Origin of the sequence: Bradyrhizobium sp. CCGUVB1N3, from assembly GCF_024199925.1 — a bacterium.
GTDB lineage: Bacteria > Pseudomonadota > Alphaproteobacteria > Rhizobiales > Xanthobacteraceae > Bradyrhizobium.
This window is the reverse complement of record NZ_JANADR010000001.1, coordinates 5,725,705-5,749,216: the sequence shown is the minus strand read 5'-3', so window position 1 is coordinate 5,749,216 and position 23,512 is coordinate 5,725,705. Positions and strand designations below refer to the sequence as shown.

Below are 23,512 nucleotides of genomic sequence, written 5' to 3'. Positions count from 1 at the left end.
GTTTTTGTCCGCTACCGCGAGCCACACACTCGGTGTCGTCCCGGCGAAGGCGGGGACCCATACCCCGAGGGAGAAGTTGTGGTGTGAGATGCTGGTTGGCAGTCTTCGCCAAACCAGATCCTGTGGTTATGGGTCCCGGCCTTCGCCGGGACGACGTTGGGGTGAGATACGGGAAGCCTCCATCACCGCGTTCGCGGTTGGCCTCGCCAGACGAAAAGCTATGCCTTGAAATACGCGATCTGCGTGGTGGTCGCGAGCAGGCGGCCATTTGGCGACCACAGTTCGCCGTTCTGGTCGCCGTAGCTCTTGTGAAAAATCTTGGCATCGGCCGTCGCGAGCACGCGCGTGATGTCCTCGGCCGCGAGCTCCTCGCTATCGGTATGAAAATAAGTCGTCAGCGATACCGTGCCGAACGGCACCAGTTCGCGCCGCGCGTGGAAGATGCGGCCGAAGAAAGCATCAGACATCGCCATCAGCGACAGCATGTCGAGCTTGCGCGGCGTGCGATCGCTGATCCAGACCTTCGAATAGGTGCTGGCGAGATCCGCCTGCGGCGGCCCCATCCGCATCTCGCCCTCGACGAAGCGGAATTCATACTGGTTGGCCCAGGACGCCGAAATCTTCGGGAACGGCAGCGTCTTCTCGAAAGGCGTCGCTTCCGGACACATCGCCACCCTGTGCTCCCAGGACGGCCGGCGTTCGGCAAACACGGCGGTGGCAAGCGTTGCGACCTCGCCGCCGTCTTGTGACAGCTCGACGCACCAATGCTGGCTGGAGCGATTGGCCTTCACCAGCCGCACGTCGAGATCGAACGCGCCCTTCGCGATCGGCGCGCAGTAATTGACGGTCACTGACAGCGGATCGCCGGCGGCCTGCGGGTGGTCGATCAGCGCGCGCAAAATCGTCGCGGCGGTAGTGCCGCCGAACGGGCCGACGAAGGCCCAATAGTCATCGCTGGTGTGTCCCTGCCAGCAACTGTCGCCGGCGGTGACGCGGGTGGCCTCGTCGAAGAGGTGCGGGAGTTTGGCGTGCATTCTGGTTTCCGACTGGAGTCATTCCGGGGCGCGTCGAAGACGCGAACCCGGAATCTCGAGATTCCGGGTTCGATGCTGCGCATCGCCCCGGAATGACGATCGTAATATCATCTCAGTCGGGGCTCTATGCAATGACCTCGCAGGTAACCGATTTCGTACCGCGGAAAAATCAGCCCGCCGCGCCGCGCTGATCCTCGGCTTCCTGAAAGGCGGGCGTCGTCGGGTGGACCGGCACGTTCCAGATCTCCTCGGCATATTCGCGGATGGTGCGGTCGGAGGAGAACCAGGCCATGCGTGCGACGTTGAGGATAGAGGCCCGCGTCCAGGCCGGCACCACCTGCCAGCGCGCGTCGATGCTGCGCTGCGCCTCGTAATAGGAATCGAAGTCGGCGCTGACCATGTAGTGGTCGAGATAGCGCAGCGCGTGCGCGATGGATTCGAAGCGGCCGGGCTCACCGGGCGAGAACTCGCCGACGCCGATCGAATTGATGGCGCGCGAGAGCTGCGGCGATCTGCGGATCACGTCGGCGGCATCCAGGCCCTGCTTGCGCCGGATCATCACGTCGCCGGCCTCCAGGCCGAAGATCGCGATGTTCTCCGCGCCGACATGGTCGCGGATCTCGATATTGGCGCCGTCGAGCGTGCCGATGGTGATGGCGCCGTTCAGCGCCAGCTTCATGTTGCCGGTGCCGGAGGCTTCCATGCCGGCGGTCGAGATCTGCTCGGAGAGATCGGCCGCGGGAATGATCACCTCGGCGAGGCTGACATTGTAGTCGGGCAGGAAGGCGACCTTGAGCTTGCCGCCGATCGCGGGGTCGTTGTTGACGACCTCGGCGACGTCGTTGATCAGCTTGATGATCAGCTTGGCGTAGCGGTAGCTCGCCGCCGCCTTGCCGGCAATAATCTTCACCCGCGGCACCCAGTTGCCGTTGGGGTTGTCCTTGATCGCCTGGTATAGCGCGACCGTCTCGATGATGTTGAGGAGCTGGCGCTTGTATTCGTGGATGCGCTTGATCTGCACGTCGAACAGCGCGCTCGGGTCGACCTTGATGCCGAGCCGCTCGCCGATCACGCGTGCGAGCGCCGTCTTGTTGTGATGCTTGACCGCGCGGAATTTTTGCTGGAACGCGACATCGCTGGCGCGTGCTTCCAGAAGGGAGAGTTGCGTGGGATCGTCGAGCACGGCCTCGCCGCAAGCCTCGCGCAAGAGATCCGTCAGCTTCGGGTTTGCCAGCATCAGCCAGCGGCGGAAGGTGATGCCGTTGGTCTTGTTGGTGATGCGGCCGGGATAGAGATGGTTGAGATCGTGGAACACGGTCTCGCGCATCAGGTCGGAATGCATCGCCGAGACGCCGTTGATGCGGTGTGAGCCGACGAAGGCGAGTTGGCCCATGCGCACGCGCCGGCCGCTCCTCTCGTCGATCAGCGAGACCGAGGCGCGGAAGTCGATGTCGCCGGGGCAGCGCGCTTCGGCGAGCGCGAGGTGCTGAACGTTGATGCGGTAGATGATCTCCAGATGCCGCGGCAACAGCCGCTCGAACAGCTCGACCGGCCAGGTTTCCAGCGCTTCCGGCAGCAGCGTGTGGTTGGTGTAGGAGAGGGTCGCCACCGTGATCTTCCACGCCTCGTCCCAGCGGAAATTGTGGAGATCGACGAGGATCCGCATCAGCTCGGTGACGGCAAGCGACGGATGCGTGTCGTTGAGCTGTACCGCGACCTTCATCGCCAGACTGCGCAGCTGTCCGTCGGATGTGAGGTGGCGCTTGACGAGATCCTGAAGCGAGGCCGAGACGAAGAAATATTCCTGTCGCAGGCGCAGCTCGCGGCCCGCCGGGCTCTCGTCGTTCGGATAGAGGAACTTGCAGATCGCTTCCGCGCGCGCCTGCTCGGACGAGGCGCTGACATAGTCGCCGGAGTTGAAGACGTCGAGCTTCAGCGGATCGGGCGAGCGCGCCGACCACAGTCGCAGCGCGTTGACGTGCTGGCCGCGCCAGCCGACGATCGGCGTGTCATAGGCGATCGCCTGCACGGTCTCGGCCGGATGCCAGATCGAGCGGTCGCGGCCCCTGTCGTCGACATGCTCGATGCCGCCGCCGAAATGGACGTGATAGACCACCTCCGGCCGCTGCAGCTCCCAGGGGTTGCCGAAGCTCAGCCATTCGTCCGGATATTCCTGCTGCCAGCCCTGATTGATGATCTGACGGAACAGGCCGTAATCATAACGGATGCCGTAGCCGATCGCGGGGATCGACAGCGTCGCCATGCTTTCCATGAAGCAGGCTGCGAGCCGCCCCAAGCCGCCATTGCCGAGCGCGGCATCCGGCTCGCACTTGCGCAGCTCAGGGAGCGAGACGCCGAGATCGCCGAGCGCGACCTCGAAGATGTTGAGCAGTCCCATATTGTTCAGCGCGTCGGTGAAGAGACGGCCGATCAGAAATTCGAGCGAGAGATAGTAGACGCGCTTGCGCCCGGCATCGTAGCTGCGCTTCTCCGCGCTGAGCCAGCGATGCACGATGCGGTCGCGCAGCGCGAGAGCTGCGGCCTGATACCAGTCGTGCCTGGTCGCCATGCCCGCGTCCTTGCCGATGGCAAGGCGCAGCTTTGCCAGGATCGCACCCTTGATCTCGGACAGCGCCAGTTCGTCGACGGGCTGACCGGCTGCGGGAAAATTCGGCTGGAACGATTGCTCTTGCAAAACGGTCACTTCCTGGTCTCGGGACACTGAACAAAGCTTGCGCGCCATCTTAGGCGGCAAACCTTACGCGGCTCGTCGCGGGAGCGGAACCATCGCCGGCGCGACTGTGCACTGCGCTGGCGTAAATTTATGCAAGGAATGGGCCGCTTTGGGAACCCGGTCGCGCACGGAGAGGCGCGGATTTCGTGCTAGATTGGCGGCAGATTCCGCCCCTGGTGTGGAGAGAGGTCGATGAGACTGCTGATCGAAATCGCCACGGCCGCCTTGCTCGTGATCTGCATCACTGCTTCCAGCGCCGCCTTTGCCGCCGGCAAGATCGGCCGCAGCGCCGACGGCCTGAGTTGCGCATTCTCCCTCCCGCAAAACGCCACCCCCGCCGCACGCTGCGCCGCCATCAAGCGCCAGTGCGGCGGCAAGTTCTACGCGAACTATTGCGGCGAGAGGATGCTGTCGGCGGCGAATTGAGGGGGGGCGCGCCACGAACCCGGTGTCGTCCCGGCGAAGGCCGGGACCCATAGCCGCCGCTGTCAGAGAAGATGAGACAGGTCGCGCCAATCCGGATTGTCTGCTCGATCAAGCGAATCTTCCAGTCGCGGCGCCACTCTTTCAGCGCCTTCTCTCGTGCGATCGCTTCAGATGGTGAGGCGTAGGTCGCCACGTAGACAAGTCGCGTCACACCATATTTCTTGACGAATTTCGAACCGCGCCCCGAGCGATGCAACGAGAGGCGATTGCTGAGGTCGTTGCAGATGCCGATGTACAACGTGCCGTACCGTCGGCTCGCGAGGATGTAGACGTAGTACGCGGCTGGTGCATTCATTGCTGGGCGCCCATTTCCGGAACCGTCTAGGAGCAGTGCTTATGGGTCCCTGTGTCTTTGAAGTCTGTCAGGATGGGTTGGGCGGGAAGCCGTTGGGTCCTTGGCGCTTGACGCCGTGAGCCGGCTCGGCCTCCCGCCCGTTCCATTACCAACCTGAACAGTTGCACGAGGCTGCGGCAACAGACCTCGCATCACAGGGACAGGCACCGTGATCATACCCCTTCGTTACGTCGGAATCGACGTCTCCAAAAAACATCTCGATATCTTTGATGAAGCTGACGGTGTGCCCAGGCGCATCGCCAACGCGGCACAGGCCATCACACAGCAGGTGACGCGTTGGCGATGCGATGCGCTGATCGTCTTCGAGGCCACGGGTACCTATGACCTCGCGCTTCGCGAGGCCCTGGATCAGGCCGGTGTCCGCTTCGCCCGGATCAATCCGGCTCGAGCTCGCGATTTTGCGCGGGCCAGCGGCCAACTTGCCAAAACCGACCCGATCGATGCACGGATGCTGGCGGCCTTTGGCCGGGTCATGCAGCCGGCAACTGAGCAGGCCGCCAATCCCGCCCGCAACGCCTTGTCGAGGCTTGCAAAACGGCGGGATCAGCTGGTTCTCATGCGCGCACAGGAGAAGAACCGGCGCAGCGAGGCTGACGACCGCGCCATGGCCGAACGGATCAGCCGCCTTATCGAGGTTCTCGACGACGAGGTTGCCGAGATCGAAGCCGACATCAAGGCGCTGACCAAGGCCGAGCCGGAGATCGCGGACGATGCAAAGTTGATGCGCTCGCTGCCGGGTGTGGGTCCCGTGGCTTGCATGCAGCTCATCGCGAAGATGCCGGAACTCGGACGTGTTGGTGCAAAACAGATCGCGGCACTCGCGGGCCTTGCCCCCTTCAACGTCGACAGCGGCGCCTTCCGTGGCAAACGCAAGATCGCCGGCGGTCGAAAGCGCGTTCGTGACGCCCTCTACATGGCTGCCCTCAACGCGGTTCGCCGGGCCGATCCGTTCAAGGCCTTCTACGCACGACTGCGACAGGCCGGCAAACCAGCCAAGCTCGCTCTCATTGCCGTCGCCAGGAAGCTCCTAACCGTCCTCAACGCCATGATGCGCGACAGGAAGCCCTACCTGCAGACCGCGCCGACATAACAGTTGCCGGCCTTCGCCGGGACGACATTGTGGAGTCACTGGAACAAATTAAGAACACTTTAGCAAGTCTTTGATATATCATTATGATTCGGCGCGTTGCCGACACAATATCTAGCGTCTGTCCGATTTCGCGAGGACTACATGTCCACCATTGCCTTCGATCAATTCGCCCTCACCCGAATTGGCGACTTCGCGCGCTCGTTGTCGCGGCTGCATCAGGCGGCGCGGCGTTACGCGGTCGATGACGATCAGATCGACCGCGAGTTCAACGCGGTGTGCCAGTCGATCTGGGGCTACACCATCGACGATGTCAGCGATGACCTGTTCTCGGCCGAGGATCACCTGTTCCTCGACACCCTCGACGAGGCGCAGGCCCGCATATTCGCAGCCGAGCAGGGTTATGATCTCGTCGACGATGCGGGCATGCTTACGGACTGGTGGGGCTTCTGCTGGATGATCCTCGCCGAGAAGCGCGGATTGCTCACGCCGGACAACCGCGCCGCGGCGCGCGCGGCGATCGAGGAGAAGTATCTGGCTGCACCGAACGTGATCGGGGTGATCATCGGAAGATAGCCTCGTGCCCCGGGCGCAGCGCAGCACGTCAGTGATGCGCTGCTGAACCGGGGCCCATCAGCGCGGCACTCTGGGTCCTGGATCAGCGTCGCGTCATTTCACGCCGCGCCGCGTCCGGGACACGAGAGTTTCGCGACGATTAATCCAATCCCGCGCGCCTGCCCGATTTCTGCGCCGGCGTCTTCGGCACCGTGACATCTGGCACCGTCTCACGCACGATCTCCGGCGGTGGCGCGTCCGCCGCCACCGTCTCGGCGCGCACCGGCGCAACCTTCATCTCGCCGAGGCGGGAGCGGACCTGTGCGGTGAGGCCGGGATAGGAGGCGACCGGCGTGAAGTCGGCGGCCTGCTCGCTGCCGAGGCGGATGCCGGTATAGGCGACCAGACCGTCACTCGTCGCGATCACGTCGCCGGCCTTCAGCGACGTATCGAGTGCAAGGTCCACCGGCGCAAGTCCGACCGGCTCGCGGCCGTTGCAGGTGCAGTCCGCGCGCAGTGCCTTGCGGAAGGCAAAGGCGTTCTCGCTGTCGGCATAGCGCTCGCCGGTCTGCGAAGTGGCGCCGTCGATGCTGGAGCCGAAATAGATTTTTGTCGTGGTGGCAGGACAGAACGCCTGACACATCTGCGCCGGCGAGGCCACGCCGCGCATCAGCGGAAAATATTTGCCGTCGCAGGTGCGCACGCAGAACGCCGGGCCGGAGCCGCTGGCGGAGCGGGTCGGCGACGCTTCGGATTGCACGGGACCGTTCTGCTGTGCCGAGAACGGATCGACATAGGAATTCGCCGGCGAAACCTCACGCTGCGGCCGCGGCTGCTGCAATCGGCCGAAGAAGAAGTCGAACAGGCCTTCGGCGGATGCCGGCGCCGGAGCCGTCAGGACAGGCAGAGCCAAAATGGCGGCCAAAAACATCGCGCGGCGCCGCAGGCGCGCTAGCACAGACTGTGTACGCAAAGCTTACTCCACCGACGCAACGCACCCAGCCGAGACCAACATGTCTCAGCTTCAAGGTCACAATAAGACGCGATGGTAAATGAGCGGTATCCGGAGAAGCTTTCTCCTCGCCCCGCTTGCGAGGAGAAGGAGAGGAGACTCTACCCCTTCAAGAATTCCGATGCCTTGTAGAGCGAGCGGAACGGCAGGCCGGCCTGACCGAAGGTGTCGTCGGCGCCTTCCTCGCGGTCGACCATGGTCAGCACCAGCACCACATTGGCGCCGGCCTCGCGCACCGATTCCACGGCCTTCAGCGCCGAGCCGCCGGTGGTGGTGACGTCCTCGACGATGACGACACGCTTGCCTTCCAGCGTCTCGCCCTTGGCAAGGCCTTCGATCGCAAGCTTTGCGCCGTGCTCCTTCGGCTTCTTGCGCACGAAGAAGGCCGCGATCGGATGGCCCTTGATCCAGGAGATCTGCGCAAGTGCGCCGGCAAGAGGCACCGCGCCCATCTCCAGCCCGCCGATGAAATCGAGCTGGTCGTCCTTCAGCGCCTCATAGGTGAGCTCGGCGAGCAGCGTCGCCCCTTCGGGGTCAAGCATGGTCGGCTTCAAGTTGAAATAGAAATCGCTCTTGCGGCCCGACGCGAGCGTCACCTCGCCGCGGCCGAAGGAGCGCCGGCGGATGATTTCGAACAAGCGGGCGCGGGAGGCTGATTTCGACACGACGGTCCTCTGGGGCTCTTTTGGAGGAGGCGGAATTTATCCGCCACAGAGCCGACATGCCAGAGGGGGTTTGGCCCGCAAAACCACCGTCAACAAGGCTTCGTCCGCGCCGGCCGGACAGCCACCATGCCGGACCGCTAGTTGTCGGGCCGCAACGTCCTGGGGTAGTGGGATGCCGGACAAAACGGGAAGGAAACCGGCCAATGACCATCGAGCTCCACACTTGGAATACGCCGAACGGCCGAAAAATCTCGGTCGCGCTGGAGGAAATGGGGCTCCCTTACAAGGTCTTCCCGGTGAACATCACAAAGGGCGAGCAGATGGCGCCCGAGTTCCTCAAGCTCAGCCCGAACAACAAGATCCCCGCGATCGTCGACCCCCAGGGGCCGGACGGCAAGCCTGTCAGCGTGTTCGAATCCGGTGCGATCCTGCTCTATCTCGGCGAGAAGACCGGCAAATTCCTGCCGAAGTCGCTGGCCAGCCGCATCCCCGTCTACGAATGGTTAATGTGGCAAATGGGCGGCTTCGGGCCGTTCCCCGGCCAGGTGCATCATTTCATCGCGCTGGAGAACGAGCAGGACCGCGCCTACGGGTTGAAGCGCTTCATGGCCGAGACCCGCCGGCTCTACGGTGTGCTGGACCGCCGGCTCGAGGGCCGCGACTTCGTCGCCGGCGATCTCTCGGTCGCCGATTTCGCCATCCTGGGCTGGGCCTGGCGCCACCCGCGCCACAAGGTGGAGCTCGCAGACTTCCCGAACGTGAAGCGCTGGTATGAGGCCCTGATGGCGCGCCCCGCGGTGAAGCGGGGGATAGAGGCGAAACTGGATTAGTCGACCGGTCGGCTCTCGTGCCCCGGACGCAGTGCAGCGCGCAAGCGGTGCACTGCAGAGCCGGGGCCCATGCGGGAATAGGTCCCGGCTCTGCGCAGCAGCGCAAGAGCGCTGCAGCGCGTCCGGGACACGAGCCTGGATCTTGTGGCTTGCTAGACCCGCTTCGCTTCCACGGCCATCCGCACGGCAAGCCCGGCGAGCACCGTGCCCATCAGCCAGCGCTGCACCAGCATCCAGCTCGGCCGCGTCGCCAGGAACAGCGCGATCGAGCCGGCGGCGAGTGCGATCATCGCGTTGACGCTGACGCTGATCGCGATCTGGATCGCACCCAGCACCAGCGACTGTGTCAGCACGCTGCCGGCGGCGGGGTCGATGAACTGCGGCAGCAGCGCCAAATACAGCATCGCAATCTTGGGATTGAGCAGGTTGGTCACGAAGCCCATCGCGAACAGTTTTCGCGGGCTGTCGATCGCAAGCTCCCTCACCTGGAACGGCGAGCGGCCGCCCGGCTTCACCGCCTGCCAGGCGAGCCAGAACAGATAGAAGGCGCCAGCGAGGCGCAGCGCGTCATAGGCGAAGGGAATGGCGAGCAGCAGCGCGGTGATGCCGAACGCCGCGCACAGCATGTAGAATACGAAGCCCAGCGCCACGCCGCCGAGCGAGACGATGCCGGCCGCCGGCCCCTGCGTGATCGAGCGCGAGATCAGGTAGATCATGTTCGGCCCAGGCGTCAGCACGAGGCCAAGGCAGACGAGGGCAAAGCCGAGCAGGGCGGGTGTGTGGGGCATCGATGAACTCGTGCGGGGTGCACTGGTTCTAATGTGCGAGGGCTCGCGCCGCCATGGCGCAATTGCACGGAGGACAATTCCTTCCTCGCGTGATCGTTGCTAGGACGCGTCGGCCTCAACGCTCCGGATGAACTCCGCAAAGCGCTCCATCGCCGAACGCAGCGGCCCGGCGACCGCAGGATCTGCGACGATGCCGTGCTCGTCGAAGGCGCCGCCGAGCAGCGGCAGCGTCAGGCAGGCCTCCTTGGCGATCCGGGCCGACATCGTCTCCAGGGTGAGAGTGAGGGCGGCCAGCGCGTGCGTGGCGCGAGGCGACGTGTTGATCAATGCGACCGGCTTGCCGGGAAATTCATGGCTTCCGACCAGCCAGTCGAGCGCATTCTTCAGGACGCCGGCGACACCGCGGGCATATTCGGGGCTGGAGATCAGGAGGCCATCCACGCGTCCGATGAGGTTGCGCATGGCCCCGACGGGGGCAGGCACGTCATCGCCATCGAGGTCCGGATTGAAGAAGGGCAGCTCCGCAATTCCTTCGAAAGGGATGACCTCGACGCCAGCGGGCGCGAGCCGAGCCGCTGCGCGCAACGCAGCCGTATTGCTCGAACCGGCGCGCAAGCTGCCGGAGATCGTTGCGATTTTCATCGGGTGTCCGCCGTCAGTGCGCCTCGTCCCAATTGGTCGCCGCGCGGGCATCGACATGCAGCGGCACCGAGAGCTCTACGGCCGGGAACGGCGCGTCCTGCATCACGTGCTGCACGACCGGCAATGTCGCCTCGACCTCCGCGTCGGGTACCTCGAAGATCAATTCGTCATGCACCTGGAGCAGCATCTGCGCCGAGAGCTTCTTTGCCGCCAGCGCGTCCTCCACCCGCGTCATGGCGCGGCGGATGATGTCGGCGGCGGTGCCCTGGAGGCGCGCGTTGATCGCGGCGCGCTCGTTGAAGGCGCGCACCGAGGCGTTGGACGCCTTGATGTCGGGGTAGTGGCACTTGCGGCCGAACAGCGTGGTGACATAGCCGTGGCTCCGGCAGAAATCGCGCGTCTCGTCCATATAGGCGCGGATGCCGGGGAAGCGCTCAAAATACTTCTTGATGTAGGCGGAGGCCTCCTCGCGCGCGATGCCGAGCTGGTTGGCAAGGCCGAACGCCGAGATGCCGTAGATGATGCCGAAATTGATCGCCTTGGCGCGGCGCCGGATCTCGCTCGGCATGCCCTTGATCGGCACGCCGAACATTTCCGACGCGGTCATCGCGTGAATGTCGAGCCCGTCTCTGAACGCCTGTTTCAGCACGGGAATGTCGGCGATCTCGGCGAGCAGCCGCAGCTCGATCTGCGAATAGTCGGCCGAAACCAGCTTGTGCCCGGGCGTGGCGATGAAGGCGCGGCGGATCTTTCGCCCGTCCTCGGTGCGCACCGGAATGTTCTGCAGGTTAGGCTCGTTCGATGACAGCCGGCCCGTGGTGGTTGCGGCCAGCGCGTAGGTCGTGTGCACGCGATGGGTCTGCGGATTGACGTAAGTCGGCAGTGCGTCGGTATAGGTCGATTTCAGCTTCGAGACCTGCCGCCATTCCAGAATCTTCTTCGGGAAGTCGTGGCCCTGCTCGGCGAGATCATCCAGCACCTGCGCCGTCGTCGACCATGCACCGGTCTTGGTCTTGCTGCCGCCAGGAAGTCCCATCTTGCCGAACAGGATGTCGCCGATCTGCTTCGGGCTGCCGACATTGACGGGCTCGCCGGCGATCTCCTGGATCTCGGCCTCGACCCGCGCTGCAGTCTGGGCGAAGTCGCCCGACAGGCGTGACAGCACCTGGCGGTCGATCGAGATGCCGCGACGTTCCATGCGCGCGAGCACCGACACCAGCGGCCGCTCCAGCGTCTCGTAGACGGCGGTCATGTGCTCGGCGATAAGGCGCGGCTTCAGCACGCGCCAAACGCGCAAGGCCATGTCGGTGCCTTCCGCCGACAGCGGTGCGGCCTTGTCGATCGGCACCTGGTCGAAAGTGATCTTGCCCTTGCCGCTGCCGAGCAGCTCGCTCTCCTTCAGCATGGCGTGGCCGAACCAGCGCTCCGACAGCGAATCCAGCTCCTGCGAGCCGCGGCCGGCATCGAGCACGTAGGAGATCAACTTTGCGTCGTCGGTGTTGCGCAAGGTGATGCTGTGCTGCGCCAGCATGACGGACGTGAACTTGACGTCGAAGCCGACCTTGAGGATGCCCGCCGATTCCAGCACCGGTCGCAACGCCTCGATCGCATCCGCATGCTTGACCTGATCGAGCGCGAGGCCGGCATCGAACAGGCCGGCGCCACCGCCGGACTGCTTGTGCGCCAGCGGCACGTAGCAGGCATCGTTCGGCGCCAGCGCCAGTGCGATGCCGCAGAGATCGGCCTGCATCGGATCGATGGAGTTGGCCTTGATTTCGACGGCGACATGGCCGGCATCATGGATGCGCGCGATGAAGCCGTTCAGCTCAGCGAGCGTCTTGATCGTCTGGTATTTGCTGCGATCAACCGGGAGCTTGCGCAGGGCTTCCTCGCGCGCGGCCGCGAGCGAGATCGGCGCGCCCTTGAGGCTCGCCGACTTGTCGCCCTTGTCACCGCCCTTTGCGGGGGCCGCAGGGGCCGCGAAAAGATCGCCTGAAGTCTCGGACGACTTTGCCTTCGCGCCGTCGCCGCCTCTCGCCCCGCTGCTGTTCGACGCATCGGCATCGACGTTGGCGGGATCGATCTGCGAATAGTCGGCGACGCGGCGCGTCAGCGTTGAAAATTCCATCGCCTTCAGGAAGGCGACCAGCTTGCGCGCGTCGGGCTCGTGGACAGCCAGATCGTCCAGCGGCACCTCCAGCTGGACCTTGTCGTCGAGCAGCACGAGCTTTCGCGAAATCCGCGCCTTCTCGGCATTCTCGAGCAACGCTTCGCGCCGCTTCGGCTGCTTGATCTCGGTGGCGCGGAATAGGAGTTGCTCGAGGTCGCCATATTCGACGATCAGTTGAGCCGCGGTCTTGATGCCGATGCCGGGCACGCCCGGCACGTTGTCGGTGGAATCGCCGGCCAGCGCCTGCACCTCGACCACCTTCTCCGGCGGCACGCCGAACTTCTCGATCACCTCGGGAATGCCGATGCGGCGATCCTTCATGGTGTCGTACATGGTGATCTTGTCGTTGACGAGCTGCATCAGGTCCTTGTCGGAGGACACGATGGTCGTGTTGGCGCCGCGGTCGCTTGCCTGCCGCGCATAGGTCGCGATGAGATCGTCGGCCTCGAAGCCGACCTGTTCCAGGCAGGGCAGGTCGAAGGCGCGAACGGCCTCGCGGATCAGCGCGAATTGCGGAATAAGGTCATCCGGTGCCGGCGGCCGGTGCGCCTTGTAGTCGGGATAGAGCTTGTTGCGGAAGGTGATTTCCGACTTGTCGAACACGATCGCCAGATGCGTCGGCCGGTTGTCCGCGGGCATGTCACGGAGCAGCTTCCACAGCATGTTGCAGAAACCGAGCACGGCATTGACCTGCAAGCCGTCGGACTTGCGGTTGAGCGGCGGCAGCGCGTGATAGGCGCGGAAAATATAGGAGGAACCGTCGACCAGGAAGACGTGGTCGCCCTTGCCGGCCGCCTTCGCCGCCACGGGCTTTGCGGAGGCGGACTGGGTTTCGGCGGCTTCGGGCGCAGCAGCCTTGGTGTCAGCTTTGGCGGAGGTTTTCGGGGAGGTCTTTGGCATGGCCGCAATGTATGAATTTTTGCGGCATTTGACAGCCTGGGAAGGGCGTTTTTTGGGCCGATTCCCACACTCAAATCGTCGTCCCGGGGCGCGCGAAGCGCGAGCCCGGGACCCATAGCCACAGGATGGAGTTTGGCGAAGACTCGTGGTTGCCACCTCGCGCCACAACTCGGTGTTGGGGTTATGGGTCCCCGCCTTCGCGGGGACGACGCCGGAACGAGATGCTACTCCGCCGCCTGCAACACTGCCCCCGCCTTCTTCGGCGCGATCCAGAATGCATCCGGCCGCTCGAACAGGAAGTAGGCGTGCAGGCGCAGCGCGGCCTGCCAGATCAGGAGCGCACCGATGACGCCGGCGATGGTGACGATCAGCGACATCGTGCCGATGTCGGGAATGATGCCGGTGCGCAGCAGCAGCGTCCGTGTCGCGGCCATCGGCAGGAAGAAGGCGAGATAGATCACGATCGAATGCTCGCCGCAGAAACGGAGGAAGTTGAGCCGGCGCGCATGCGCGAGCAGCGTACCCATCGTTACGATGGCGACGGCACCGGAGAAGCCGAGCAGAAGCGAGATCATCGGCCATTCGCTTGCGCCGCGCGCGACGAGGCCCGCATTGACGAGCGCCCACGCGCCAAGCGCGGCGAGGGCAAGGGCGGGATGCCTGCGCGCGCGATCCGACAAGGCGAACACGTGAGCCGCGAACAGATAGCCCGAATAGAAATAGACGAAGCGCGCGCAGAACTCGTCGATGGCGGTCCACCCCGTTGCGATGCGCGCCGTCTCCAGCAGCGCCGCGGCGAGCCAGATCGCGAGCGGCGGGATTCGCCGTGTCAGTTTTGTGACGATGAAGAAGATCGGCAGCAGGTAGATGAACCAGAGCGTGCCGAACGGCTCGACAAATGATTCGAGATACAGAAGGCCCGCATCGCGCCAGCTCGTTTCGGCTGCGAAAGCCGGCGCCTTGAAGCCGAACTGGATTGTCACCCAGAGGACATAAAAATAGGCGAAATGCACGACCTTGCGGTCGAGATAGATTCGCCAGTCGCGGTCGATCACGAGCGGCAGGAATAGTCCCGAAATCAGGAAAAAATCCGGCATCCGGAATGGCTTTGCGAAGGCGACCAGGCCATGCATGAACCCGGGTTCGCCGGCGGCGAGCTCGACCCCCAGCACCGAATGCATCATCACGACCATGACGATGCAGATGCCCTTGGCATAATCGACCCAATCGAGGCGCGCCGGCGAGGTCCTGGAACCTCCGCTTGCCGCGATTGTGCCGATCGATGTCATGGTGTCCCTTTTCGAGGCGCTTGCCGCCCAGGAGCGAGGCAGTATGACGGCGCGAGGTTTCGGTCCCCTTTACTCTACAAATCACATGCCGGTTTTCTTGCCGTTTTTCTTCGGGCCAGCCCTTCCCCGCGGACATGAAAATGCTTTAAGACCGCTGCAAAGCATCATCATGCGTTAACCAAGACAGGCGGGTTTTCATGCGAATAGCCATGATCGGCACGGGCTATGTGGGACTGGTTTCCGGTGCCTGCTTTGCGGATTTCGGCCATGACGTCACCTGCGTCGACAAGGACGAGCGCAAGATCGCAGCGCTTCACCGCGGCGAGATCCCGATCTACGAGCCGGAGCTGGACACGCTGGTCGAGACCAATGTGAAGGCCAAGCGCCTGAGCTTCACGACCGACCTTTCGGGGCCGGTGGCGGACGCGGACGCCGTGTTCATCGCGGTCGGCACGCCGTCGCGGCGCGGCGATGGTCATGCCGACTTGTCCTACGTCTACGCTGCCGCGCGCGAGATCGCTGCGTCGCTCTCCGGCTTCACGGTCGTGGTCACCAAGTCGACCGTTCCGGTCGGCACCGGCGATGAGGTCGAACGCATCATCCGCGAGGCCAATCCGAAGGCCGATGTGGTGGTCGCGTCCAACCCTGAATTCCTGCGCGAGGGCGCGGCGATCCGCGATTTCAAATTCCCGGATCGCATCGTGGTCGGCACGAATGACGAGCGTGGCCGAAAAGTGATGAGCGACATCTACCGTCCGCTGTCGCTGAACCAGGCGCCGCTGATGTTCACCGCGCGCCGCACCGCGGAGATGATCAAGTACGCCGCCAACGCGTTTCTGGCGACCAAGATCACCTTCATCAACGAGATCGCCGATTTGGCCGAGAAGGTCGGCGCCAATGTCCAGGAGGTCGCGCGCGGCATTGGTCTGGACAACCGCATCGGCACCAAGTTCCTGCATGCGGGCCCAGGCTTCGGCGGCTCCTGCTTCCCGAAGGACACCAAGGCCCTGATCAAGATCGCGCAGGACTATGACGTGAGCCTGCGCATCGTCGAGGCGGTGCTCGCCGTCAACGAAAACCGCAAGCGCGCGATGGCGCGCAAGGTCAGCCACGCACTTGGCGGCGCGCTGCGCGGCAAGACCATCGGCGTGCTCGGTCTCACCTTCAAGCCCGACACCGACGACATGCGCGATGCGCCCTCGATCCCGCTGGTGACGGGTTTGCTCGATATGGGCGCGAATGTGCGCGCCTATGACCCGGTCGGCATGGACCAGGCCAAGAACGAGTTGCCGGCCATCGAATATTGCGAGGATGCGTATGCCTGCGCCAAGGGCGCGGACGCGCTGGTCATCGTCACCGAATGGGTGCAGTTCCGCGCGCTCGACCTTGACCGGCTGAAGGAGACCATGGTGCAGCCCGTCGTGGTTGATTTGCGCAACATCTACCGTCCCGAAGACATGGAAGCCGCCGGCTTCGTCTATGAGAGCGTGGGGCGGCCTGCCGGGCAGGTTTGATCGCCGCATCTTGTTGTCATACCCCGCGAAGGCGGGGTATCCAGTACGCTCGACCGTCGTCGATGACGAGGGTCTGAGTTTATGGATCGTCCTCTTCAGTGCGCAATTGCGCACGAGGCGGGCGATGACGGATGCCGGATATTGCCTCGCAGCTTCGACACGCCCCTCCCGATCGATGCGGTGCTCGACGACCTGTCGCGCACGCTGGAAGCGCACAATGCCGCCGTGCTGGTGGCGCCGCCCGGCGCCGGCAAGACCACGCGCGTGCCGCTTGCGCTGCTGGATGCGCCCTGGGCCAGGGGTAAGAAGATCATCGTGCTGGAGCCGCGGCGCATCGCGGCCCGCGCTTCCGCCGACCGCATGGCGAAGTCGCTCGGCGAGCGCCCCGGGGAGACCGTCGGCTACCGCGTCCGCTTCGGCTCGAAGATCTCGCGCGCCACCCGCATCGAGGTGGTGACGGAAGGCATCTTCACCCGCCAGCTCCTCGACGATCCCGAGCTGACGGGCGTCGCCGCCGTCCTGTTCGACGAATTCCACGAGCGCTCGCTCGATGCCGACCTCGGCCTCGCGCTGGCGCGTGATGCGCAGACCGGCCTGCGCGAGGATTTGCGCATCCTCGTGATGTCGGCGACGCTGGACGGCGCGAGGGTCGCGAAACTGCTGGGGGAAGCGCCCGTCGTCGAGAGCGAGGGCCGCGCGTTTCCAGTCGAGACGCGCTATCTCGGCCGCAAGGTCGACGCGCCGCTGGAGCGGCAGATGGCGGATGCGATTGCCTCCGCGCTGCGCACTGACGCCGGCTCGGTGCTGGCGTTCCTGCCCGGCGCGGCCGAGATCCGGCGCACGCAGAACTTTCTCGCCGAGCGCATCCATGATGCTGCAATCGAGATCGTGCCGCTGTTCGGCGCGCTGGATGCCGCCGTGCAGGACCGCGCCATTGCGCCTGCGCCCAAAGGCACGCGCAAGGTGGTGCTGGCGACCTCGATCGCGGAGACGTCGCTCACGATCGAGGGCGTGCGCATTGTCGTGGATTCCGGCCTCGCCCGCGTGCCGCGCTATGAGCCCGATATCGCCTTGACGCGGCTCGAGACCGTGCGCGCCTCGCGCGCCGCGGTCGATCAGCGCCGCGGCCGTGCCGGCCGCACCGAGCCCGGCGTGTGCTACCGGCTCTGGGACGAGCCGCAGACCGCCTCGCTCGCGCCCTACACCCAGCCTGAAATTCTGAGCGCGGACCTGTCCTCGCTCGTGCTCGATCTTGCGCAATGGGGCGTGAGCGATGCCGCCACGTTGTCCTTCCTCGATCAGCCGCCTCAGCCCGCCTGGAAAGAGGCAAAGAGCCTGCTCGCCGAGCTCAATGCGCTCGATGCCGATGGTCGCATCACGGCGGAAGGCAAGAGCCTGCGCGCGCTGGCACTGCCGCCGCGGCTCGCGCGCATGATCGTGGATTCGCATCGCGCCGGCAGCGGCGAGGCCGCCGCCGAGATCGCCGCCATCCTCACCGAGCGCGGGCTCGGCGGCGACAGCGTCGATCTCGACCATCGTCTCGATCAATTCCGCCGCGACCGCTCACCCCGTGCCACCAGCGCCCGCGACCTCGCACGTCGCTGGGCCTCGCAAGTCGCATCGTCGGAGAAAGGGACGCCGGGGCAGAGCGACTTGCGCACCGGCATCATGCTCGCCTACGCCTTCCCCGACCGTGTTGCGCGCAACCGCGGCAACGGCAGCTTCGTGCTCGCCAACGGCCGCGGCGCGGCCGTCGAGCAGACGTCTTCGCTTGCGCGCGCGTCCTACATCGCGGTGGCCGAGATGACGGGCACGGCGGCGAACGGGCGCATCCTGCTTGCCGCGCCGATCAGTGAGGGCGACATCGAAGGCCATTTCGCCGAGCACATCGAAACCTCGGACGAGGTTTTCTTTGATCGCGGCGCCATGGCGCTGCGCGCGCGGCGCAAACGCGCGCTGCACGCCATCACATTGTCCGAGTCCCCGCTCACGCTCACGCCGTCCGAGACGACGGCCCGCATCCTCGCCGACGGTCTGATCGCCGCCGGTCTCGACCGGCTGCCCTGGTCGAAAGCCGCCATCCAATGGCGCGACCGCGTGATGTTCCTGCGCAAGGCCGAAGGCGAAAGCTGGCCCGATTTGTCGGACGACGCCCTGATTGCGCGGCGCGATGACTGGCTGATGCCTGCGCTCTACGACAAGACGGCGTTGAAGGATATTTCCGCCGGCGACCTCTCCGAGGCGCTGATGGCGCAGTTGCCATGGGACCTGCGCGCGCGACTCGAGCGCGAGGCGCCCACCCATTTCGAGGCGCCGACCGGGACGATGCTCGCGATCGACTATGAGGCCGAGCAGGGACCGACCATCGCCGTGCGTCTCCAAGAACTGTTCGGCCTCAACATTCATCCATCGATCGCGGGCGGCAAGGTGCCGCTGGTTCTAGAACTGCTGTCGCCGGCACAGCGCCCGGTGCAGGTGACGCGCGATCTGCCCGGTTTTTGGCGCGGCAGTTACATCGCGGTCCGCTCCGACCTGCGCGGGCGCTATCCGCGCCATCCCTGGCCGGACGACCCCGCGAACGCACTGCCGACCCGGCGCGCCAAGCCGCGCGGGACGTAATTCCATCAGCCCGCATTAACCTTTCCGTCACGCTTTTCGCCAAAATGGCGGCGTCCCGGTCGCAAGCTCGCTCGCGGACGGGCGCGTAGCGTGATGAAATCGTGTTTTCGGTTCCGAGTGGTGTCATGCGTAACATTATGATCTTCGCGGCCATCATGATTGGGCTGGGCACATTCATGGCGCAGATGGCCGACAAGATGAGCTCGGCCTCCGCCACCTCAGTGCCGCGCCAGATGGCCGCCGTTCAGGCGCCGGCGCCGCAAGGGAGCAATCGCAGCGTCAGCATCCCCCGCGACGCCCGTGGCCATTTTCAGACGGAAGGGCGGATCGACGGCCAGCGCATCGGCTTCATGGTCGACACCGGCGCTTCCGTGGTGGCGCTGAACGAGACCTCGGCTGCCCGCTTCGGCCTGCGCCCGTCGCGCGGCGATTACAACGCGAACGTCGCTACCGCCAACGGCACCATCAAGGCCGCGCGCGCCCGCATCGCCATGCTCGACGTCGGTGGCCTCATCGTTCGCGACGTCGATGCCATGGTGCTGCCGGACGAGGCGCTGTCGGAGAATTTGCTCGGGCTCTCCTTCCTGTCCAAGCTGAGGCGCTTCGAATACGCCAACGGCCTGATGGTGCTGGAACAGTAGGCGAGCGACTCGGTCAACCGGCCTGACGGCGAAACCCTACACGTTGCGCGGCGCGATCATGTTCCAATATCGCGGGTTGCTCGGCGATTGAATTCGAATCCAGCGATAGGGTGCGCGCGGCCACGGCCTGACCTGCGCCGTCAAATTATCCAGCACCAGGTCGCCGCTTTGCGTGCGAACGACCAGAACCAGGTGATGCTTGCCCCAGACGGTCACGACCTCGGCGAGCAAAAGCGTCCGCTGGGGCCAGCCTCGGCTCAGAAGTTTGTGGCGCTTGCTGACGGCGTAGTCGTTACAGTCGCCGCGCTCGGGATCAATGAGCCAGGTTTCCGCCGCAACACCCAGCTCGTTCGGTTCCGGGATGATGGCGCGGTTCACGGTACCGTTGACTTCTTTCAGCTCTTCCCATCGTGCCTCGGTCAAGTGAACCGGACCGCCACGAAACAGCGGGCGAAGGCGGCATTCGTCGCGGTTGTGTACGCAGAACATCGTATGTGCCATCGGCGGAAGCGTCAGATCGCCGAACTTGATGTGCAGCGGCGTAGGCGAGGGACCGGTCGGCAGACCCGACAACCTCTCGTTTGCCGATTCAGCGGCCATCATTTGGCCGATCGACAAGATTGTGCCGGCCGCGATCGCGGCCAGGATCGATGCCATGCGCATGCTTTGTCTCCTACGCGTTGCGTCGTGGAGAGAGCTCGAGACGAGGCGTGAGTTAATGCTCTAATGATCAGTCAGGCCGCGTCCTGCGCCATGGCGATTGTGGATCGTTCACCGGGCGAGACGGAGTAATCCTGGGTGGATAAGCGCGGTCGGCCCGATTGGTTTCAACACGATCGCGCGATCAGAGGTTGCGAGGCGCAAAGTGCACATCCGCGATGGAGCGGCCGAGAATCTTTGCTGAACCTTTCCGCTCACTCCGAGCAGCGCTGAGTAAGGTTTCTCCGTTACCAAACTGCCGCAATTATCGGCCATAAGCCGCCAATCCCGCCCTTCCGCTCGGCCTGAGCATTCGCTATGGCTGCGGTATATTCCTCCTGCCCTGTTAACGAGATTGTCTCGATGTTTCCCAAGCCGAAATCCGTGCTGCTGCCCAACACCTATGCCTTCGAATCCGAGCCGATGGTGAAGGCCACAGGCTTCCGCGAATACGACGCGCGCTGGCTGTTCAACAAGGAAATCAACCTGATGGGGGTGCAGGCGCTCGGCATGGGGCTGGGTGCGCTGATCGCCGAGCTCGGCGTCAAGCAGGAGATCGTTACGGGCCATGATTTCCGCGGCTATTCGGCCTCGATCAAATATGCGCTGGTCTCCGGCCTGATGGCGTCAGGCTGCAAGGTGCATGACATTGGCCTCGCCGTGACGCCGATGGCCTATTTTGCACAGTTCGACCTGGATGTGCCCTGCGTCGCGATGGTCACGGCCTCGCACAACGACAATGGCTGGACCGGCGTGAAGATGGGTGCCAACCGTCCGCTGACCTTCGGCCCCGACGAGATGACCCGGTTGAAGGAGATCGTGCTCAACGCCGATTTCAGGAACAAGGCTGGCGGCTCCTATCAGTTCCACGAAAATTATCCCGCGCGCTACATCGCCGATCTCACCAACCGCCCGAAGCTGAAGCGCAAGCTCAAGGTGGTCGCGGCCTGCGGCAACGGCACTGCCGGCGCATTCGCGCCGCAGGTGCTGGAGGCGATCGGCTGCGAGGTGATCCCGCTCGACACCGAGCTCGACCACACCTTCCCGAAATACAATCCGAACCCCGAGGACATGGAGATGCTGCACGCGATCCGTGACGCCGTGCTGCATCACAAGGCCGACGTCGGCCTCGGCTTCGACGGTGACGGCGACCGCTGCGGCGTCGTCGATAACACCGGCGAGGAGATCTTCGCCGACAAGGTCGGCGTGATGCTGGCGCGCGACATGTCGGCGATCCACAAGGATGCGCAGTTCGTCGTCGACGTGAAGTCGACCGGCCTGTTCATCACCGATCCCGTGCTGCAGAAGCAGGGTGCGAAAACCGCCTATTGGAAGACCGGCCATTCCTACATGAAGCGCCGCACCAACGAGATGGGCGCGCTTGCCGGCTTCGAGAAGTCGGGCCATTTCTTCTTCAACAAGCCATTCGGGCGCGGCTATGACGACGGCCTGGTCTCCGCAATCGCGATCTGCGACATGCTCGACCGCGCACCCGGCAAGACGATGGCGGACCTGAAGAACGCACTGCCAAAGACCTGGTCGTCGCCGACCATGTCGCCGCATTGCGCGGACGAGGTCAAATACGGCGTCATCGATGCCGTAGTGAAGCATTTCGAAGGCTTGCACGAGAAGGGCGCCAAGATCGGCGGCCAGGCGATCCGCGACCTCGTCACCGTCAACGGCGTGCGCGTCACGGTTGAGGACGGCAGCTGGGGCCTGGTGCGCGCGTCCTCGAACAAGCCCGAGCTCGTCGTCGTGGTCGAAAGCCCGGTCTCCGAGCAGCGCATGCGCGACATGTTCGAGATGGTGGACGGCGTGCTGCGCACGCATCCGGAAGTGGGCGAGTACAATCAGAAGATTTGAGGCACGCGCTGGTCGGAATGCGCTTGCCGTAGACTCCACTGTCATCACCCGCGAAAGCCGGGCGATGACAGTTCCCGTGCGGTGAGCTGTGAGCCCTAAGCCGCCACCACCGCCGGGATCGGCAGAGCGGTGACCGACTTGATCTTCTCCATGGCGAAGCGCGAGGTGACGTTCTTGAGCGGCACGGCGCTGATCAGCTTCTTGTAGAAGACGTCATAGGCCTGCATGTCCGCGACCACGACGCGCAGCATGTAGTCGACGTCGCCGGCCATGCGGTAGAACTCCATCACCTCCGGCATCGCGCTGACGGCCTCGGCGAATTTCTTCAGCCAGGCCTCAGAATGGTCGGCGCTTTCCACCGACACGAACACGGAGATGCCGAGCCCGATCTTGTTCTGGTCGACCAGCGCCACCCGCTTGAGGATCACGCCATCGGCCTCGAGGCGCTGGATGCGCTTCCAGCAAGGTGTGGACGAGAGCCCGACCCGGTCGCCGATCTCGGCGACCGACAGGGAGGCGTCTTCCTGCAGTACCATCAGAATCTTGCGGTCGATGGCGTCGAGGCGGCGGTTGGTCTCTGGGAGTTGGACGGCGAGGTCGCTCATCTGGGGAACTTTTTTCCATTTCAAGGGTCGAAACCCCTCATATATAGAAAAATCTTCTAGAGCAAGTCCATATTCCGGGCGACAGGCTGCCCGCACCGGTCAGCTCCCGAGCAAAAGCCCTTCAACTTCAATACGTTGCGGGGCGGCCAGGCCACCACCAAAGCGGGTGCATTTCAGCGCGGCCGCGGCTGCGGCGAATCGCAGCGCCTCGCGCGCCTCCCGGCCTTCAGCGAGGCGAAGGGCAAAGGCGCCATGGAAGACGTCGCCCGCGCCGAGCGTATCCACGGCGTGGACCGGAAAGGCCGCCGTCTCCTCCAGCTCACCCCGCTCATTCAGCCAGATCGTGCCGCGCGGGCCGCGGGTGGCGGCGAGGAATGCCGGTGTCAGCCTCGCAAGCGTCTGCAGCGCCCCGCCGTCGTCGGCGACGCCGGCCGTTTCCTGCAACTGCTCGCTGGCGAACAGGATGTGCGAGGCGGCCGCGAACAGGCCATCGCCTGGCGACATCGCGCGGTCGACGCCGACGATGACGGCAATGCCGCGGCGGCGCGCCTCGGCGCAGAGGGAAAGCGCGAATTCGGCGCAGCGGCTCTCGACCAAAATGGCGTCACAATCGCCGAGCAGCGCGTCGGCATCCGGCAGCTTCACCGTCCACAGTGCGGGATCGCGATAGATGACGAGGGTGCGCTCGCCGCTCGCGTCGATCATGATCGCCGAGACCGGCGTCGTCAGGCCGGGCATGCGCACGACGTGCCCGACATCGATGCCCTCCTGCGTCATGCGTTCGAGGATGAAGCCGCTCGAGGTCTCCTGCGCATCGCCCATCGGCCCGACCAGTGCAGCGCGGCCGCCGAGCCGCGCGATGGCGATCGCGGCGTTGAGCGCGTTGCCGCCGCAGATCTCCTCCAAATGCGTGGCGTTCGCCTTGCTGCCATGCTCGGGCACGCTGCCCACGCGAAAGGTGAGGTCGCGCACGGGGATGCCGATGCAGAGGATGCGCGGCGCGATTGTTTTGGCGGACATCGGC

19 protein-coding genes and 1 pseudogene are annotated in these 23,512 nt (G+C 64.6%); 8 read left to right on the top strand and 12 right to left on the bottom strand.

Features of this window, described 5'->3' with window-relative positions:
* Window positions 1-218 precede the first annotated feature (218 nt).
* Both NLM33_RS27425 and NLM33_RS27420 read right to left on the bottom strand, forming a co-directional pair.
* Window positions 219-1,034 carry an acyl-CoA thioesterase II gene (locus tag NLM33_RS27425; RefSeq protein WP_254100623.1) on the bottom strand — a complete coding sequence of 272 codons (816 nt, stop codon included), beginning with the start codon at window positions 1,032-1,034 and terminating at the stop codon, window positions 219-221.
* Window positions 1,035-1,203: 169 nt separating this feature from the next.
* Window positions 1,204-3,729: a glycogen/starch/alpha-glucan phosphorylase gene (locus tag NLM33_RS27420; protein ID WP_254105897.1), complete on the bottom strand. Its 2,526-nt coding sequence runs from the start codon at window positions 3,727-3,729 to the stop codon at window positions 1,204-1,206.
* 231 nt (window positions 3,730-3,960) lie between these two features.
* Here NLM33_RS27420 and NLM33_RS27415 point away from each other — a divergent pair, with 231 nt between their 5' ends.
* Window positions 3,961-4,194 (top strand): hypothetical protein, encoded by a 234-nt coding sequence (locus tag NLM33_RS27415; RefSeq protein WP_254100620.1) that lies wholly within the window; start codon window positions 3,961-3,963, stop codon window positions 4,192-4,194.
* A 62-nt stretch (window positions 4,195-4,256) separates the two neighbouring features.
* Here the strand turns inward: NLM33_RS27415 and NLM33_RS27410 are convergent.
* Window positions 4,257-4,549 (bottom strand): annotated as a pseudogene (locus NLM33_RS27410) (GIY-YIG nuclease family protein).
* Between the two features lie 208 nt (window positions 4,550-4,757).
* Between NLM33_RS27410 and NLM33_RS27405 the strand changes: the two are divergent.
* Window positions 4,758-5,699 (top strand): transposase, encoded by a 942-nt coding sequence (locus tag NLM33_RS27405; protein WP_254098909.1) that lies wholly within the window; start codon window positions 4,758-4,760, stop codon window positions 5,697-5,699.
* Between the two features lie 141 nt (window positions 5,700-5,840).
* Entirely contained in the window at window positions 5,841-6,272 is a 432-nt protein-coding gene (locus NLM33_RS27400; RefSeq protein WP_254100617.1) for a hypothetical protein, read from the top strand.
* Window positions 6,273-6,411: 139 nt separating this feature from the next.
* Here the strand turns inward: NLM33_RS27400 and NLM33_RS27395 are convergent, their stop codons facing one another.
* Window positions 6,412-7,182, bottom strand: coding sequence for a DUF2865 domain-containing protein (locus tag NLM33_RS27395; protein ID WP_254105896.1), 771 nt, complete (start codon window positions 7,180-7,182; stop codon window positions 6,412-6,414).
* 182 nt (window positions 7,183-7,364) lie between these two features.
* Window positions 7,365-7,928 (bottom strand): orotate phosphoribosyltransferase, encoded by a 564-nt coding sequence (gene pyrE, locus NLM33_RS27390; protein ID WP_254100614.1) that lies wholly within the window; start codon window positions 7,926-7,928, stop codon window positions 7,365-7,367.
* Between the two features lie 203 nt (window positions 7,929-8,131).
* Between pyrE and NLM33_RS27385 the strand changes: the two genes are divergently transcribed.
* Window positions 8,132-8,758: a glutathione S-transferase family protein gene (locus NLM33_RS27385; protein WP_254100612.1), complete on the top strand. Its 627-nt coding sequence runs from the start codon at window positions 8,132-8,134 to the stop codon at window positions 8,756-8,758.
* 152 nt (window positions 8,759-8,910) lie between these two features.
* Here NLM33_RS27385 and NLM33_RS27380 read toward each other — a convergent pair whose 3' ends face one another.
* The 4 genes from NLM33_RS27380 to NLM33_RS27365 all read right to left on the bottom strand — a co-directional run bounded on the left by NLM33_RS27380 (window position 8,911) and on the right by NLM33_RS27365 (window position 14,547).
* Complete coding sequence (locus NLM33_RS27380) at window positions 8,911-9,546, bottom strand: LysE family translocator (protein WP_254100609.1); 636 nt, start codon at window positions 9,544-9,546, stop codon at window positions 8,911-8,913.
* A 99-nt stretch (window positions 9,547-9,645) separates the two neighbouring features.
* The gene (locus NLM33_RS27375) at window positions 9,646-10,188 is read right to left on the bottom strand and encodes an NADPH-dependent FMN reductase (protein ID WP_254100606.1); all 543 of its coding nucleotides are present in this window, start codon (window positions 10,186-10,188) and stop codon (window positions 9,646-9,648) included.
* A gap of 13 nt (window positions 10,189-10,201) precedes the next feature.
* Window positions 10,202-13,258 carry a DNA polymerase I gene (gene polA, locus NLM33_RS27370; protein WP_254100603.1) on the bottom strand — a complete coding sequence of 1,019 codons (3,057 nt, stop codon included), beginning with the start codon at window positions 13,256-13,258 and terminating at the stop codon, window positions 10,202-10,204.
* 224 nt (window positions 13,259-13,482) lie between these two features.
* Window positions 13,483-14,547, bottom strand: coding sequence for an acyltransferase family protein (locus NLM33_RS27365; RefSeq protein WP_254100601.1), 1,065 nt, complete (start codon window positions 14,545-14,547; stop codon window positions 13,483-13,485).
* Between the two features lie 197 nt (window positions 14,548-14,744).
* On the opposite strand from NLM33_RS27365, the gene NLM33_RS27360 reads away from it, so the two are divergent.
* From NLM33_RS27360 to NLM33_RS27350, 3 genes are all read left to right on the top strand, one after another.
* On the top strand, window positions 14,745-16,061 hold the full coding sequence (locus NLM33_RS27360; protein WP_254100598.1) for a UDP-glucose/GDP-mannose dehydrogenase family protein: 1,317 nt from the start codon (window positions 14,745-14,747) through the stop codon (window positions 16,059-16,061).
* A gap of 141 nt (window positions 16,062-16,202) precedes the next feature.
* Window positions 16,203-18,680 (top strand): ATP-dependent helicase HrpB, encoded by a 2,478-nt coding sequence (gene hrpB / locus NLM33_RS27355; RefSeq protein WP_254100596.1) that lies wholly within the window; start codon window positions 16,203-16,205, stop codon window positions 18,678-18,680.
* A gap of 125 nt (window positions 18,681-18,805) precedes the next feature.
* Window positions 18,806-19,321, top strand: coding sequence for a TIGR02281 family clan AA aspartic protease (locus NLM33_RS27350; protein WP_254100593.1), 516 nt, complete (start codon window positions 18,806-18,808; stop codon window positions 19,319-19,321).
* Window positions 19,322-19,357: 36 nt separating this feature from the next.
* Here NLM33_RS27350 and NLM33_RS27345 read toward each other — a convergent pair whose 3' ends face one another.
* The gene (locus NLM33_RS27345; RefSeq protein ID WP_254100589.1) at window positions 19,358-19,924 is read right to left on the bottom strand and encodes a transglutaminase-like cysteine peptidase; all 567 of its coding nucleotides are present in this window, start codon (window positions 19,922-19,924) and stop codon (window positions 19,358-19,360) included.
* A gap of 459 nt (window positions 19,925-20,383) precedes the next feature.
* Here NLM33_RS27345 and NLM33_RS27340 point away from each other — a divergent pair, with 459 nt between their 5' ends.
* On the top strand, window positions 20,384-21,883 hold the full coding sequence (locus NLM33_RS27340; RefSeq protein WP_254100586.1) for a phosphomannomutase/phosphoglucomutase: 1,500 nt from the start codon (window positions 20,384-20,386) through the stop codon (window positions 21,881-21,883).
* A gap of 95 nt (window positions 21,884-21,978) precedes the next feature.
* Here NLM33_RS27340 and NLM33_RS27335 read toward each other — a convergent pair whose 3' ends face one another.
* On the bottom strand, window positions 21,979-22,488 hold the full coding sequence (locus NLM33_RS27335) for an Lrp/AsnC family transcriptional regulator (protein WP_027520825.1): 510 nt from the start codon (window positions 22,486-22,488) through the stop codon (window positions 21,979-21,981).
* Window positions 22,489-22,587: 99 nt separating this feature from the next.
* Window positions 22,588-23,508: a PfkB family carbohydrate kinase gene (locus tag NLM33_RS27330; protein ID WP_254100584.1), complete on the bottom strand. Its 921-nt coding sequence runs from the start codon at window positions 23,506-23,508 to the stop codon at window positions 22,588-22,590.
* Between the last annotated feature and the right edge of the window lie 4 nt (window positions 23,509-23,512).

Bases quoted from the DNA above. Each gene is read 5' to 3' on its own strand.
- NLM33_RS27425 (WP_254100623.1), bottom strand. From the start codon at position 1,034: ATGCACGCCAAACTCCCGCACCTCTTCGACGAGGCCACCCGCGTCACC.
- NLM33_RS27415 (WP_254100620.1), top strand. From the start codon at position 3,961: ATGAGACTGCTGATCGAAATCGCCACGGCCGCCTTGCTCGTGATCTGC.
- NLM33_RS27400 (WP_254100617.1), top strand. From the start codon at position 5,841: ATGTCCACCATTGCCTTCGATCAATTCGCCCTCACCCGAATTGGCGAC.
- NLM33_RS27395 (WP_254105896.1), bottom strand. From the start codon at position 7,182: ATGTTTTTGGCCGCCATTTTGGCTCTGCCTGTCCTGACGGCTCCGGCG.
- NLM33_RS27385 (WP_254100612.1), top strand. From the start codon at position 8,132: ATGACCATCGAGCTCCACACTTGGAATACGCCGAACGGCCGAAAAATC.
- NLM33_RS27380 (WP_254100609.1), bottom strand. From the start codon at position 9,546: ATGCCCCACACACCCGCCCTGCTCGGCTTTGCCCTCGTCTGCCTTGGC.
- NLM33_RS27375 (WP_254100606.1), bottom strand. From the start codon at position 10,188: ATGAAAATCGCAACGATCTCCGGCAGCTTGCGCGCCGGTTCGAGCAAT.
- polA (WP_254100603.1), bottom strand. From the start codon at position 13,258: ATGCCAAAGACCTCCCCGAAAACCTCCGCCAAAGCTGACACCAAGGCT.
- NLM33_RS27365 (WP_254100601.1), bottom strand. From the start codon at position 14,547: ATGACATCGATCGGCACAATCGCGGCAAGCGGAGGTTCCAGGACCTCG.
- NLM33_RS27360 (WP_254100598.1), top strand. From the start codon at position 14,745: ATGCGAATAGCCATGATCGGCACGGGCTATGTGGGACTGGTTTCCGGT.
- NLM33_RS27350 (WP_254100593.1), top strand. From the start codon at position 18,806: ATGCGTAACATTATGATCTTCGCGGCCATCATGATTGGGCTGGGCACA.
- NLM33_RS27345 (WP_254100589.1), bottom strand. From the start codon at position 19,924: ATGATGGCCGCTGAATCGGCAAACGAGAGGTTGTCGGGTCTGCCGACC.
- NLM33_RS27340 (WP_254100586.1), top strand. From the start codon at position 20,384: ATGTTTCCCAAGCCGAAATCCGTGCTGCTGCCCAACACCTATGCCTTC.
- NLM33_RS27335 (WP_027520825.1), bottom strand. From the start codon at position 22,488: ATGAGCGACCTCGCCGTCCAACTCCCAGAGACCAACCGCCGCCTCGAC.
- NLM33_RS27330 (WP_254100584.1), bottom strand. From the start codon at position 23,508: ATGTCCGCCAAAACAATCGCGCCGCGCATCCTCTGCATCGGCATCCCC.